Below are 13872 nucleotides of genomic sequence, written 5' to 3'. Positions count from 1 at the left end.
TTTTCAGACAATGAGTGAAAGAAACAATTAAGCTTCCTTACCTTGTGCTTTGATAATTTCTTCTTGAACGTTCTTAGGAACGGCTTGATAGTGGTCAAAGACCATCTGGAAAGTACCACGTCCTTGCGTTGCTGAACGCAAAGTCGTTGCATAACCAAACATTTCTGACAAAGGCACTTGGGCCTTAACAGCCAAAACAGGTCCACGGTTTTCTTGTCCTTCAATCAAACCACGACGTGCAGAAACGTGTCCCATCACATCACCAAGGTTTTCTTCAGGAACAACGACATCAACAGCCATGATTGGTTCCAAAATAACGGCACCGGCAGTCTTTGAAGCTTCCTTCAAAGCCAATGAAGCGGCAATCTTAAAGGCAGCTTCAGAAGAATCGACATCGTGGTAAGAACCATCGTACAACTTGGCCTTCAAATCAACCAATGGGAAGCCAGCCAAAGGACCAGCGTTCAAGGCATCCTTCAAACCTGCTTCAACAGAAGGAATGTATTCACGAGGAACAACACCACCGACGATGGCATCTTCGAATTCGAAGCCAGCACCCTCTTCGTTTGGTGAGAATTCAATCCAAACATCACCATATTGTCCCTTACCACCAGACTGACGCTTGAAGAATCCACGCGCCTTAACATCCTTGGTGAAGGCTTCACGGTAAGCAACTTGTGGAGCACCAACAGTGGCTTCAACGTTGAATTCACGCTTCATACGGTCAACCATGATATCCAACTGCAATTCACCCATTCCGGCGATCAAAGTATCACCAGTTTCCTGGTTAGTAGTTGCACGGAATGAAGGGTCTTCTTCAGCCAACTTCTGCAAAGCAGTCGCCAACTTGTCTTGATCGGCCTTTGTCTTTGGTTCGATGGCCAATTCAATAACTGGTTCTGGGAATTCCATTGATTCAAGAATCAATGGGTGATCAACAGCAGTCAAAGAGTCACCAGTAGTCGTGTTCTTCAAACCGATCGCAGCAGCGATATCACCTGAGAAGACTTCTTCGATTTCAGTACGTGAAGTAGCGTGCATTTGTAGCAAACGACCAACACGTTCACGGGTATCTGAAGAAGTGTTTTGTACGTATGAACCAGATTGCAAAGTACCAGTATAAACACGCATAAATGTCAAACGACCAACGAATGGATCCGTCATGATCTTGAAGGCCAAGGCAGCAAATGGCTTTGAGTCATCGGCAACCAAGTCAACTTCTTCATCAGTCTTAGGGTCAGTTGCGACATAAGGACGAACTTCTAGAGGACCCGGCAAGTAATCAACAACGGCATCCAACATCATTTGAACACCCTTATCCTTGTAGGCTGAACCAGCCAAAACAGGATAGAATTCCAAATTCAATGTGGCGCGACGGATAGCGGCCTTCAATTCAGCGATAGAAATTTCTTCACCTTCAAGGTACTTTTCCATCAATTCTTCATCAACATCAGCAACGGCTTCAACCAAAGTTTCGCGCTTTGCTGTAACGATGTCTTGGTAGTCTGCTGGGATTTCACGTGGTTCCCAATTTGAACCCAAGTCATCAGTAGGCCAGTAAGCCTTTTCTTCGATCAAGTCAATAACACCTTCGAAGTCATCTTCGGCACCAATTGGCCATTGAATCGCTTCGGCATTAACTTGCAAACGTTCGTGAATTGAGTTAACTGACATTTCAAAATCAGCACCCAACTTGTCCATCTTGTTAACGAAAACAATTCGGGGAACGTTATAAGTCGTTGCTTGGTGCCAAACAGTTTCAGTCTGTGGTTCAACACCAGCAGCACCATCCAACACGGCTACGGCACCATCCAAGACACGCAAGGCACGTTCAACTTCGATTGTAAAGTCCACGTGACCTGGGGTATCGATGATGTTAACACGGAATGGGTTCTTTTCGTATTGGTCGAAGAATCCACGCCAAACCGCAGTAGTAGCGGCTGATTGGATCGTGATTCCACGTTCCTTTTCCTGTTCCATGAAGTCCATTTGTGAAGCACCATCGTGTGTTTCACCAATTTTGTGAATCTTACCTGTATAGTACAAGATTCGTTCTGTCGTCGTCGTCTTACCGGCATCGATGTGGGCCATGATACCGATATTACGAGTGTGATCAAGCGGGTATTCACGCTTTGCCATGATGATCTCCTAATTTTTTATCCTAGTTGCAACAAAAAGCGAGCAATATTTGTTCGCTTTTTTAAAAATTATGAGCCTATTAGCAGGCCCGTAAAAGCGAAACAAAATCCACTTTTACGAAAATCCTACCAACGGTAGTGTGCGAAGGCACGGTTGGCTTCAGCCATCTTATGTGTGTCTTCACGCTTCTTAACAGAAGCACCGTTTTCGTTGGCTGCGTCAATAATTTCCTTAGCCAAACGTTCTTCCATTGTGTGTTCGTTACGCAAACGAGCGTAATTTACCAACCAACGCAAGCCCAAAGTAGTCCGACGGTCTGGACGAACTTCGATTGGCACCTGGTAGTTAGATCCACCAACACGGCGGGCCTTAACTTCCAAAACTGGCATGATGTTTTCCATTGCTTGTTCAAAAACTTCCAATGGTTCGTTACCAGTAGTTTCCTTGATACGGTCAAAAGCTGCATACAAGATAGTTGAAGCAGTTCCGCGCTTTCCATCAACCATCAACTTGTTGATCAAACGGGAAACTAACTTTGAATTGTAAATTGGGTCAGGCAAAACTTCCTGACGCTTCGTATAACCTTTACGTGGCATGAGTTGTCCTTTCCTTACTTCTTAGGAGCTTTCGTTCCATACTTTGAACGTGAAGTCATACGGCCGTCAACTCCGGCAGTATCCAAGGCTCCACGAATAACGTGATAACGCACACCAGGCAAATCCTTAACACGACCACCACGGATCAAAACAACCGAGTGTTCTTGCAAGTTGTGACCAATACCTGGGATGTAAGCAGTTACTTCGTACAAGTTTGACAAACGTACACGAGCGTACTTACGCAAAGCTGAGTTAGGCTTCTTTGGTGTCAAAGTTCCGACACGAGTCGCAACTCCACGCTTTTGTGGGGCAACATTGTTTGTTGCCTTCTTCTTCATTGAGTTGTAGCCGAAGTTCAAGGCTGGTGACTTTGACTTAGTCGCTTGAGACTTACGTGACTTACGAACCAATTGGTTAATTGTAGGCATCCTACTATACTCCTTCATTCTTGTTTTTTCACAGTTCCAGGCGTATCGCTTTTGTCCATAAACAAAAGTGCTCCCGGAAGTCCTGCTTCGACTTGCCTTTACACAGGCCTTTTGTCGGTTTTACCCGTGCAAAAGGACTAATGACTTAAAAGCACGTTGAATATAATAGCAGGTTTAGAGCTAAAGTCAAGGGCTTTTACCCATTTTTTAAAGGTTAGTTGCACTTTTTTGGGGCCGACTTTCGTCTAACTCCCCATGACTAACATTCTACTATATTTAACCAACTTAATCATCGTCTCGCTGATTTTTTGCCTGGCCGACCGCACCAGCCAAAATCATTCCTTGTGGACAAAGCGTTCATACTGTTTCCATTGTCACCATGCTCTTTTTTGGTATGACCTCATGCCCGTTTTTTCAGGTTGGCTTTTAAAAGGGCGCTGTCGATACTGCCAGCGCCACTTTGCCAACTGGCGATCACTAGTTTTCCTGGAAGGCACTCTTCCCCTTCTTCTCACGGCGCTCTTTCACCATCATGACCTATGGATTCTTTGTTCTGCTTACGTTGTCCTTTACTTGGCCAAAGAAGATTGGGCCACAATGACCTGCTCCGCATGGTTAGCTTGGTTGTGGGTCGCTCTCTTAATCTCGTTTGTTCACCATCCCTATCACGGTTGGATTCTCACTATCTTAATTATTTTAGTCCTATGGCTGACATACCGTGGTTTTCTTGGTTCGGGCGACATACCAGTTTTAGCAATTGGCTTCTTTTCTCTAACTGAGCAGGTCCTGCCCCTTTTCTTACTCTGCTCCAGTACTAGCGCCCTAATTTATTTAGCATGCCACAAAAAAAATCAGCAAAGACGCCTCCCCTTCATCCCCTTCTTGTTTGTCGGTTTTGTTTTTGCAGTACTGCTTAGTCCTTTTCTGGTATAGGTTTTTATGATAAAAATAATCGCTCACACAAAAAGAGGTCAAACCCCTGGGGGCTTCACCTCTGTTAGCAAAAGCTCGATTTACCTAGTCTTTTGAATACCGGCCAGCAAATTTTTTACCATTCTGGTCGCCATTTGTTGCCCTACTCTTGAACGAGTTCGTCCTTTTTTTCGGGCATTTCATATTTCTTAATCTTCAACTTAATCTGACCATGCTGCGCACCGATTGTGACAATATCTTCCGTGGTAATCTCACCGTCTAAAAGCGCCTCTGAAAGCTTATCTTCAACCTCGGTCTGAATCACCCGTCGAACTGGGCGGGCACCGTATTCGCGGTCATAACCCGCATCAGCGATGGCATCAATCGCAGCCATTGTCATCTTAACCTTAATACCTTGTTCAGCTACTCGACGAAGCAAAGACTTGGTCATCAGGCGCACAATCTGTCGAACCTCATCCTTGGTCAAGGCATCAAAGACCAAGACTTCATCAATTCGATTGATAAATTCTGGACGGAAAGTTTCCTTGACCGTTTCGCGAATTTTGCCTGCGACGGCTTGGTCATCATTTTTCAAATCAGTTGAACCAAAGCCAAGCATCTTCTCGTCCCGCAACCGAGTTGCGCCCAAGTTCGAAGTCATGATAATCACGGTATTACGGAAGTTGACCTTACGCCCCTTCGCATCCGTCAAAAAGCCATCATCAAAGACCTGCAACATTAAATTAAAGATGTCTGGGTGGGCCTTTTCCACCTCATCCAAAAGAACAATGGAATAAGGATGGTTGCGCACCTGTTCCGTCAATTGACCACCTTGGTCATAGCCAACATAGCCTGGGGCTGAACCAATCAGTCGTGAAGCGGAGTACTGTTCCTGATATTCGGACATATCAACCCGAATCATGTTGTCCTCTGAACCAAACATGATCTCGGATAGGGCCTTGGCTAACTCGGTTTTACCAACACCAGTTGGGCCCAAAAATAGGAAAGTGCCAATTGGCCGGTTCGGATCAGACAAGCCTGAACGTGACCGGCGAATGGCACGGGCAACGGCTGAAACGGCCTTTTTCTGGCCAATGACCCGCTTGCCCAATTCCTTTTCCAGGTTCACTAAATGGTCGGATTCTGCTTTTTCAACCTGAGTCAATGGTACCCCGGTTTGCTGAGAAATCACCTGAGCAATGTTGGCCGGCGTCACCTTCAAACCAAAGCTTTGGTCCTTTTCTTGCTTCTTTTCCTTGCGAAGCAATGCCCGGTCAATTTTCTTGCGCAAGCTCATTTCTTTCAAGCGCAAATCAGCGGCCTTTTCAAAGTCCATTGCCGCAATCGCCTCATCCTTGGCCTGTTGAACCTTGACTAGTTCAACCCGGTCCTTGTGGAGTGGCGTGGCCCGATCAACGTCGTCAATTCGCACTTTCGCTGCCGCTTCATCCATCAAATCAATGGCCTTATCAGGTAAGAACCGACCAGTAATATACCGTGATGATAGATTAACGGCTGCCTCAACAGCTGCTGGTTCAATATCCACCTGATGAAAGTTCTCAAACTTCTTTTTAATGCCGTTCAAGATGGTGATTGCTTCGGCCGTTGACGGCTCATTAATTGTTACCTGAGCAAACCGGCGTTCCAAAGCAGCATCAGACTCAATGTACTGCTGATATTCATCAAAGGTAGTCGCACCCAACATTTGCAAATCGCCACGGGCAAGGGCAGGTTTGAGGATGTTGGCTGCATCAATGGCTCCCTCGGCGCCACCAGCACCAACAAGAGTATGCAGTTCATCAACAAAAAGAATTACATTCCCATCCGCTTCAATTTCTTCGATGACCTGCTTAAGGCGGCTTTCAAATTCCCCACGATACTTAGTACCCGCGACCAATGATCCCATATCTAAGGCCATTAAGCGCTTTTTCTTCAAAGAATCCGGTACCAAACCGGCCACAATTCGCTGCGCCAAGCCTTCAGCAATGGCGGTCTTTCCAACACCTGGCTCACCAACTAAAACGGGGTTGTTCTTCGTCCGCCGTGACAAAATTTGGACGACACGTCGAACTTCAGTATCACGACCAATGACGGGGTCTAGGTTTCCTGCCTTAGCAACTTCCGTCATATCTCGAGCTAATTTATCCAAGGTGGGCGTGCCCAGTTCCTTGGTTTTCTGCTGCTTTGCTCGTTTACGTAAATCAGTCACGCCCAGGCGCCGCAAGATTGCCTTGTTCATGTCTTTCAAGTTGACGTCTAAACCAATCAAAATCCGTGATGACAGGATACTTGCATCCTGGAGCAGTGATAAGAGCAAGTGCTCCGTTCCCACTTCAGCCTGGCCCATCAAGTCGGCTTGATCGGCTGCCCACTTCAAAATCGAAGCCGCCTTGGGTGAATATGGTAAGTAGGATTGCTGGTTAACATCCTGGTCCATTCCGTAGCCCGTAAACCGTTCGATTTCCTCTTTGATTTTGTCACTATTGATGTTAAATTCAGCCAAAACTTTAGCCGCCACGCCCGCTTGTTCCAAAGACAAGGCTAGGAGTAGATGTTCAGTTCCAACAGCACGGTGTTGAAAATACTTTGCTTGGTCTTGTGCCAACGACAAGACATTTTCTGCAGAGCTAGTATACTTGTTTTCCATTTTCCCTCCTTATATCATAACGGGGAATGTCAAATCCGATATTGGTACATATTATAACGCAAGTTCTTTTTTTCGGAAATAATTCTGAAATAAGAAAAAGAAAACCAAGGGCATTCCTGGTTTTCTTTTCTATGTTTTAATCTGGGTTCTTAAGACTTAGTTGCCACTGAAGATAAGCATTAATCAATGGGTCTAAACCGCCATCCAAAACTTCTTGTGGCTGGTTACTTTCATAATTGGTCCGGTGGTCTTTAACCATCTGATAAGGGTGCATGACGTAAGAACGAATCTGAGATCCCCAGCCGTTTTCCATCTTTTCCCCTGACAAAGCTGCCCGTTCAGCTTCCTGCTTCTCCAACTCTAACTGGTAGAGTTTTCCCTTCAAGAGACGCATAGCATAATCACGGTTGCCATATTGTGTTCGTTCAACGGTCGAGGAAACCACGATTCCTGTTGGTTCGTGGGTCAAACGAACCCCCGTTGAAACCTTATTGACGTTTTGTCCTCCCGCGCCACCGGAGCGGAAGACATCCATCTTAATGTCATCATCGCGAACTTCGACCTCAATACTGTCGTCCAATTCTGGCATCACATCAACAGAAACGAAAGATGTGTGGCGGCGGCCAGCGGAATCAAAGGGTGAAATTCGAACAAAGCGATGAACGCCCTTTTCAGATCGTAAAAAGCCGTAAGCATTGTGACCAGTAATCTTCAAGGTTGCTGAATCAATCCCAGCTTCATCACCGGCATGATAATCCAAAACATCAACCTTAAAGTCATGTGCTGAAGCCCAACGGGTATACATCCGATACAAGTTTGCACCCCAATCAGTTGACTCGGTTCCGCCAGAACCAGGATGAATTTCCAAAATAGCATTGTTGGCATCGTATTCGCCTGTCAACAATTGTTCAAGGTTATAGGCCTCAACATCTTTTTGTGTCTTTTCAACCAAGTTCGTTAATTCCTCTTGGCTGTCTTCATCCTCGGGGTCTTCTTCCACCATCTCGATTAAGACTTCGATTTCATCCGCCTGTTCGGATAGGTTCAAGAAAGAATCACGCCGATTCTTCAAGACATTGCTTTGCTCAATGATTTTTTGAGCCTTTTCTTGGTCATCCCAAAAACCTGGTTCTGTCATTTGGTATTCAAAATCAGCAATCTCTTCTGTTAGCGCATCCAAGTCTAGCGTTTTGGCAAAACGTTCGATATCCTCTTGGATCGCTGTTAGCGCCTGTTTGGCTGCCACTTTCTCCATGGCGGGTCCTCCCACATAAGAAAAGCGAACTGAGCGTTCGCTTTTTGTTTATGCTGTTAAGTTCGTACGAATCTCAGCCTTCATAAAGGTCCGAGTAGCATCGTATTCGATATCAGCAATCATTCGATTAAAGTTTGCAAAGGCTTCGTTTTGGTACTCCACCAATGGATTTAACTGGCCATAACCACGTAATCCGACACCTTGGCGCAAACGATCCAAGGCATCAATGTGATCCGTCCAGTGTTGGTCAACTGTCCGCAAGATAACGATACGTTCAAAAGCCAACAATTGCTCTTCGTCCGGTAAGTCTTGCTTCTTTTCAGCCAGGTTATCAAGGGCCAAGCGGTACAAGCGGTCCTTGATTTCTTGACGGTTCAAGTTTTGCAAACGAACAGCACCAAGGTTCTTAGATGTTAATGACGTTTTCACAAAGGCGGAAAGGGCATCCAAATCCCATTCCTTTTGATCCTTACCCGGTGTTTGGGCATCGACAACACGGTCGATCGTTCGCTTAACCATCGGCAACAAAACGTCATCCAATTTCTTCTTTTCATCCAAAACTTGGTCACGCTCACGATAAATCAGCTCACGTTGCTCTCGAACCACATCATCATACTGTAAGACATTCTTACGAGTATCATAGTTGTTTCCTTCAACTCGCTTTTGAGCTGATTCGACCGAACGAGTAATCCAGCGATGGGTAATCACCGTGTCTTCGTCATCCATGTTCATTCTTTGCAACATTGCCCGCACTCGTTCTGCACCAAAACGAATCATCAAGTCATCTTGCAATGACAAGAAGAATTGTGAAGATCCATGGTCTCCCTGACGACCAGCACGACCACGCAACTGGTTATCAATTCGACGTGATTCGTGCCGTTCTGTGGCAATCACAGCCAAACCACCCAAGTCGTCGATTCCAGGGCCTAATTTAATATCAGTTCCACGACCGGCCATATTCGTTGCCACCGTAACAGCACCACGTTGGCCAGCATTAGCGATAATTTCAGCTTCCTTCTCGTTGTTCTTGGCATTCAAGACATTATGTGGAATCTTATGAGCAGTCAGCAACTTCGCCACTAATTCAGAAGATTCAACTGAGCCGGTTCCCAACAAGACGGGCTGACCCTTCTTGTGCAGTTCCGCTACCTTATTGATAACCGCGTTAAACTTAGTCTTCAATGACGGGTAAAGCAAATCAGGCAAGTCCTGACGTTGGATTGGCCGGTTCGTTGGAATTTCGACGACCTCCATGTTATAGATTTCGCGTAATTCTTCTTCTTCAGTCTTGGCCGTTCCAGTCATACCAGACAACTTCTTGTACATTCGGAAGAGGTTCTGGTAGGTAATTTGGGCCATCGACTTATTCTCTTCACGAACCTCAACGCCTTCCTTGGCCTCGATGGCTTGGTGCAAACCATCTGACAGACGGGTCCCTTCTGAAATACGGCCAGTTGATTGATCAATTAGCTTCACTTCACCGCCTTGAACAACATAATCCTTGTCGTTCAAGTAGTTAAAATTGGCGCGCAGAGCTTGGTCAACATGGTGGGTCAAAGCCGTGTTTTGCGCATCGTACAAGTTATCCAGGTTAAAGAAGACTTCAGCATTTTTAATTCCTTCACTCGTTAATGAAGTATTCTTGCTTTCTTCATCGACCTTATAGTCTTCGTCACGAGTTAAGGTCTTAACAAAGCGGTCAACCTGTTGATACAAAGGTGAGACCCCTGAACCGGGACCAGAAATGATCAATGGTGTTCGTGCCGTATCAATCAAAATTGAATCCGCTTCATCAATCAAAGCGTAGTTCAAACCACGTTGCATCACCCGGTCTTCTGCCCGAGTCACCATGTTGTCACGTAGGTAGTCAAAACCAATATTGAAGTTTGTTGAATACGTGATATCAGCGTCGTAAGCAGCTCGTTTTTCATCAGGAGCAGCATCGCCAACGTTAACACCAACAGTCAGACCTAACCAGTTATAAAGTTGCCCCATTTGTTCAGCATCACGCTTTGAAAGATAATCGTTAACCGTGACAACATGCACACCCTGACCGGCCAGTGCGTTCAAATAGACCGCCATTGTGGCCGTCAACGTCTTTCCTTCACCGGTCTTCATTTCAGCTAAGTTTCCACCATGCAAAACGATGGCACCCATGATTTGCACTCGGTATGGATAAAGACCCAAAACACGTTTAGCAGCTTCTCTTGCCACCGCGAAGGCTTCTGGCAAAAGCGCATCCAGCTCTTTAGCCGTTGCTTTTTGTTTTTCAGCTGCAGTTGTCTTCCCAGCTAAAGCTGTTTGAATTTGAATTTGAAAATCTTGCGTCTTCTTTTGCAAGGCTTCATCAGACAGGGCAGCAACAGTGTCTGCGTATGACTCTACCTGGTCAGCAACCTTTTCAATCTTTTTTAATTGACGCTTCGAATTGTCGTAAAGTTTACGGACTGGATTAACCATGCTTGTATCGGTGACCGTTAAAAAAACGGACACACTCCCTTCATCACAAAATGTTCATTAAAATTTAAGAATACTACAGTTTAGTATAGCAAAAAAGCCGTGGGAATAACAGACTTGGCAGTCTGAAATCAACCAACAGCTTGGTTTTTTCTTAATGATGTGGCGTTGCCTGCAATGTTTTTTGGCCACCCAAATATGGACGCAAAACTGCTGGAACCGTCACTGTTCCATTTTCATTTTGGTAGTTTTCCAAAATGGCGGCCACTGTTCGACCAACGGCCAAACCGGAACCATTCAAGGTGTGAACCAATTCCAACTTACCGTCTTCATTCCGGTAAGTAATGTGCATCCGGCGTGCCTGGAAATCACGAGTATTTGATACAGAAGAAATTTCACGGTACATGCCTTGAGCTGGCAACCAAACTTCTAAGTCATGGGTCTTAGCAGCTGAGAAGCCCATGTCTCCTGTTGACAGCGTAATCACATGATATGGCAAACCTAATTTTTGTAAAATACTTTCAGCATTATTCGTCATCTTTTCCAGTTCCTGATCAGATTGATCAGGTTTAGCAAACTTAACCATTTCAACCTTATTAAACTGGTGCAAACGAATTAGCCCACGCGTATCACGACCCGCAGCACCAGCTTCCTTTCGGAAAGATGGTGACAAAGCAGTGATCGAAATTGGCAAATCTTCTGTAGGAATCGTTTCACCTGCATAGTAATTTGTCAAAGATACTTCAGCCGTTGGAATATAAGTTTGATTCAGACCCTCCACTCGGTAAGCGTCATCTTGGAACTTAGGATACTGACCGGTTCCAAACATTGCCGAATCGTTAACCACGATGGGCGTAATCATTTCAGTATAACCCTCTTCACGGTGTTGATCCAACATGAAGTTATACAAAGCCCGTTCCAAACGCGCACCATCACCAACATAGTACAAGAACCGCGCCCCAGAAACCTTGGCACCACGTTCAAAGTCTAAGATACCTAAATCTTCACCAATTTCGTAATGCGGCTTCAACCATGCTGGTGCTTCTGTCTTGACCAGTGGACGACCTTGGTAATCCGCTGGTTCCCAGGTTCTGATTTCAACATTGGCTTCTTCATCAGGACCAACTGGGACATCATCTTCGGCAATATTTGGCAAGTGTGCCGCCTGATCCTTAACCGCTTGGTCTAAGCCCTCTAACTCTTGGTCGAGATTTTTGATTTCCTTTGCGACGGCCTGCATTTCCTGAATAGCGGCCGATGCATCCTCTTTTTGGCGCTTAGCAAAAGCAATCTTGTCAGATGCTTCATTACGCTTAGCCTTGAGTTCTTCAACCTTGGCAATCACATCGCGCCGCTTTTGATCTGCGGCTAACAAATCAGCTAAGACACCTTCTTGCACACCACGATCAGTCAACTTTTGTGTTGCAACTTCTTGATTCTTTCGTAGGTATTTCAAATCTAACACGTTTGTTCTCCTCTTTGGATAATAAAAAGCGCCTTTTCATCCAACTATTCCTAGTCAAGGGACGAAAAAAGCGCAATCCGTGGTACCACCCTAGTTCTGCAAAACATGCAGCACTCAATTAAAGCCTGATAACGGTGGTAAACCGAGCGACATTACTCGCTAACGTAAATCTGTCGGAGTTTCGATATGACTCTTTTCACCATCCAGAGCCTCTCTATGTTGATCTACTTATAACAGAAATTTTCTTAGGTTTAGTATAGCGATTTTCATCCAAAAAGGCAAGACAGGGCGACGAACAATCACTAAAAAACACAAAAATAGCTGGACATGAATTAACTAACCGCTCAAATGTTTAAAGTATTCGTCATTTGGCAAACAAAACAAATAGTTAAAGAAACGAACTGCCAACAGAGCATCAGGAATCACATTGTACAAAAAAAGAAGACCAAAGTCTTCTTTGTCATGGGCCATCCAGGACTCGAACCTGGGACCTCTGCGTTATCAACACAGCGCTCTAACCAACTGAGCTAATGGCCCATCGTTTCGGCTCTTTGCCTAAGCGAATGACGGGAATCGAACCCGCATAGCCAGCTTGGAAGGCTGGAATTCTACCATTGAACTACATTCGCATCTTTTCTGGGTTCCCCCAATGGCGCTGGACGGAATCGAACCGCCGACACATGCAGCTTCAATGCATTGCTCTACCAACTGAGCTACAGAGCCAACTTTTCTTTTTCAGAAAACGGTCACAACGGGATTCGAACCCGTGATCTCCTGCGTGACAGGCAGGCGTCCTAACCAACTAGACCATGCGACCAATTGCGGGAGTAGGATTTGAACCTACGACCTTCGGGTTATGGGCCCGACGAGCTACCGAACTGCTCCATCCCGCGATAATATTATTTTTGGGGCTCAACCCGTAAGGAGAATGGGGGATTCGAACCCCCGCGCCGGTTTCCCGACCTGACGGTTTTCAAGACCGTTCCCTTCAGCCAGACTTGGGTAATTCTCCATGTTCTTTCAATCCACTTCCATGGACCATGTTGGACTCGAACCAACGACCGGACGGTTATGAGCCGTCTGCTCTAACCAGCTGAGCTAATGGTCCCAGCTCGAGTCATCGCGGCAGGGGGAATCGAACCCTCGACCTCTCGGGTATGAACCGAACGCTCTAGCCAGCTGAGCTACACCGCGATACTTTGCTGTAGTACTCACAGCGATCGGGACGACAGGATTCGAACCTGCGACCCCCTGGTCCCAAACCAGGTGCTCTACCAAGCTGAGCTACGTCCCGCTTTCTTTTTGGACTTTTCGCCCTAGACCTTTTGGGGGCCTTATGCACCTAGCAGGAGTCGAACCTGCAACCTTCTGATTCGTAGTCAGACACTCTATCCAATTGCGCTATAGGTGCATTATGCCGGCGACCGGGATCGAACCGGTACGATGTTTCCATCGCAGGATTTTAAGTCCTGTGCGTCTGCCTATTCCGCCACGCCGGCATCCAAGCGAACGACGGGATTCGAACCCGCGACCCCCACCATGGCAAGGTGATGTTCTACCTCTGAACTACGTTCGCATAATCATGCCGACTAAAGGATTCGAACCTTCGACCCCCGCTTTACAAGAGCGGTGCTCTACCAGCTGAGCTAAGTCGGCTGGATTGCCCGACGCGGCGTGCATATCTTGGCCTTCGCCAATGGACGATACAGGGATCGAACCTGTGACCCCCTGCTTGTAAGGCAGGTGCTCTCCCAGCTGAGCTAATCGTCCAAAATAAAAAAAGAAGTTCCCTTCTTTTTTATATGTATCGGCATCGCGTCGTCCTATCCTCGCAGCCAGCGTTCCGGCAACTACTTTCGGCGCTATAGAGCTTAACTTCTGTGTTCGAGATGGGTACAGGTGGTTCCTCTATGCCATCAACACGACACCTTTGAGCTTTTACACTCAAAACTAAATAATCCTTACTCTTCTTT

General features: G+C 46.1%; 8 protein-coding genes, 14 tRNA genes and 1 rRNA gene. 1 reads left to right on the top strand and 22 read right to left on the bottom strand.

The features are described from left to right. Positions 1 to 27 precede the first annotated feature (27 nt). The 3 genes from fusA to rpsL all read right to left on the bottom strand — a co-directional run bounded on the left by fusA (position 28) and on the right by rpsL (position 3163). Positions 28 to 2139, bottom strand: coding sequence for an elongation factor G (gene fusA / locus ACSYSH_RS05870; protein WP_252774372.1), 2112 nt, complete (start codon positions 2137 to 2139; stop codon positions 28 to 30). 125 nt (positions 2140 to 2264) lie between these two features. Further along, on the bottom strand, positions 2265 to 2735 hold the full coding sequence (gene rpsG, locus ACSYSH_RS05865) for a 30S ribosomal protein S7 (RefSeq protein ID WP_047975033.1): 471 nt from the start codon (positions 2733 to 2735) through the stop codon (positions 2265 to 2267). A 14-nt stretch (positions 2736 to 2749) separates the two neighbouring features. After that, on the bottom strand, positions 2750 to 3163 hold the full coding sequence (gene rpsL, locus ACSYSH_RS05860; protein ID WP_047975034.1) for a 30S ribosomal protein S12: 414 nt from the start codon (positions 3161 to 3163) through the stop codon (positions 2750 to 2752). Between the two features lie 255 nt (positions 3164 to 3418). On the opposite strand from rpsL, the gene ACSYSH_RS05855 reads away from it, so the two are divergent. Then, entirely contained in the window at positions 3419 to 4096 is a 678-nt protein-coding gene (locus ACSYSH_RS05855) for a prepilin peptidase (RefSeq protein ID WP_489816232.1), read from the top strand. 142 nt (positions 4097 to 4238) lie between these two features. Here ACSYSH_RS05855 and ACSYSH_RS05850 read toward each other — a convergent pair whose 3' ends face one another. The 19 genes from ACSYSH_RS05850 to rrf all read right to left on the bottom strand — a co-directional run bounded on the left by ACSYSH_RS05850 (position 4239) and on the right by rrf (position 13826). Then, entirely contained in the window at positions 4239 to 6722 is a 2484-nt protein-coding gene (locus ACSYSH_RS05850) for an ATP-dependent Clp protease ATP-binding subunit (protein WP_491702200.1), read from the bottom strand. A 136-nt stretch (positions 6723 to 6858) separates the two neighbouring features. After that, positions 6859 to 7977 carry a peptide chain release factor 2 gene (gene prfB, locus ACSYSH_RS05845; RefSeq protein ID WP_489816230.1) on the bottom strand — a complete coding sequence of 373 codons (1119 nt, stop codon included), beginning with the start codon at positions 7975 to 7977 and terminating at the stop codon, positions 6859 to 6861. A gap of 48 nt (positions 7978 to 8025) precedes the next feature. Next, positions 8026 to 10437: a preprotein translocase subunit SecA gene (gene secA, locus ACSYSH_RS05840; protein WP_491702201.1), complete on the bottom strand. Its 2412-nt coding sequence runs from the start codon at positions 10435 to 10437 to the stop codon at positions 8026 to 8028. A gap of 151 nt (positions 10438 to 10588) precedes the next feature. Further along, positions 10589 to 11899 carry a serine--tRNA ligase gene (serS, locus tag ACSYSH_RS05835; RefSeq protein WP_491702202.1) on the bottom strand — a complete coding sequence of 437 codons (1311 nt, stop codon included), beginning with the start codon at positions 11897 to 11899 and terminating at the stop codon, positions 10589 to 10591. A 463-nt stretch (positions 11900 to 12362) separates the two neighbouring features. Beyond that, positions 12363 to 12436: transfer RNA gene (locus tag ACSYSH_RS05830), tRNA-Ile, on the bottom strand. A 21-nt stretch (positions 12437 to 12457) separates the two neighbouring features. After that, positions 12458 to 12528, bottom strand: a tRNA-Gly gene (locus ACSYSH_RS05825). 21 nt (positions 12529 to 12549) lie between these two features. Then, positions 12550 to 12622 (bottom strand) — tRNA-Phe (locus tag ACSYSH_RS05820). Between the two features lie 20 nt (positions 12623 to 12642). Further along, positions 12643 to 12716: transfer RNA gene (locus tag ACSYSH_RS05815), tRNA-Asp, on the bottom strand. A 2-nt stretch (positions 12717 to 12718) separates the two neighbouring features. Further along, positions 12719 to 12792: transfer RNA gene (locus tag ACSYSH_RS05810), tRNA-Met, on the bottom strand. 29 nt (positions 12793 to 12821) lie between these two features. Beyond that, positions 12822 to 12911: transfer RNA gene (locus ACSYSH_RS05805), tRNA-Ser, on the bottom strand. A gap of 22 nt (positions 12912 to 12933) precedes the next feature. Beyond that, positions 12934 to 13007, bottom strand: a tRNA-Ile gene (locus tag ACSYSH_RS05800). A 12-nt stretch (positions 13008 to 13019) separates the two neighbouring features. Then, positions 13020 to 13093 (bottom strand) — tRNA-Met (locus ACSYSH_RS05795). 26 nt (positions 13094 to 13119) lie between these two features. After that, a tRNA-Pro gene (locus tag ACSYSH_RS05790) sits at positions 13120 to 13193 on the bottom strand. 43 nt (positions 13194 to 13236) lie between these two features. Beyond that, positions 13237 to 13310 (bottom strand) — tRNA-Arg (locus ACSYSH_RS05785). Between the two features lie 4 nt (positions 13311 to 13314). Beyond that, positions 13315 to 13398 (bottom strand) — tRNA-Leu (locus tag ACSYSH_RS05780). A gap of 5 nt (positions 13399 to 13403) precedes the next feature. Beyond that, a tRNA-Gly gene (locus ACSYSH_RS05775) sits at positions 13404 to 13475 on the bottom strand. 7 nt (positions 13476 to 13482) lie between these two features. Next, positions 13483 to 13555 (bottom strand) — tRNA-Thr (locus ACSYSH_RS05770). 41 nt (positions 13556 to 13596) lie between these two features. After that, positions 13597 to 13669, bottom strand: a tRNA-Val gene (locus tag ACSYSH_RS05765). A gap of 40 nt (positions 13670 to 13709) precedes the next feature. After that, positions 13710 to 13826, bottom strand: a 5S ribosomal RNA gene (gene rrf / locus ACSYSH_RS05760). Positions 13827 to 13872: the final 46 nt, after the last annotated feature.

Source organism: Fructobacillus sp. ESL1117, assembly GCF_058508565.1.
This window is presented reverse-complemented; position numbering and strand designations above follow the sequence as displayed.

Bases quoted from the DNA above. Each gene is read 5' to 3' on its own strand.
- fusA (WP_252774372.1), bottom strand. From the start codon at position 2,139: ATGGCAAAGCGTGAATACCCGCTTGATCACACTCGTAATATCGGTATC.
- rpsG (WP_047975033.1), bottom strand. From the start codon at position 2,735: ATGCCACGTAAAGGTTATACGAAGCGTCAGGAAGTTTTGCCTGACCCA.
- rpsL (WP_047975034.1), bottom strand. From the start codon at position 3,163: ATGCCTACAATTAACCAATTGGTTCGTAAGTCACGTAAGTCTCAAGCG.
- ACSYSH_RS05855 (WP_489816232.1), top strand. From the start codon at position 3,419: ATGACTAACATTCTACTATATTTAACCAACTTAATCATCGTCTCGCTG.
- ACSYSH_RS05850 (WP_491702200.1), bottom strand. From the start codon at position 6,722: ATGGAAAACAAGTATACTAGCTCTGCAGAAAATGTCTTGTCGTTGGCA.
- prfB (WP_489816230.1), bottom strand. From the start codon at position 7,977: ATGGAGAAAGTGGCAGCCAAACAGGCGCTAACAGCGATCCAAGAGGAT.
- secA (WP_491702201.1), bottom strand. From the start codon at position 10,437: ATGGTTAATCCAGTCCGTAAACTTTACGACAATTCGAAGCGTCAATTA.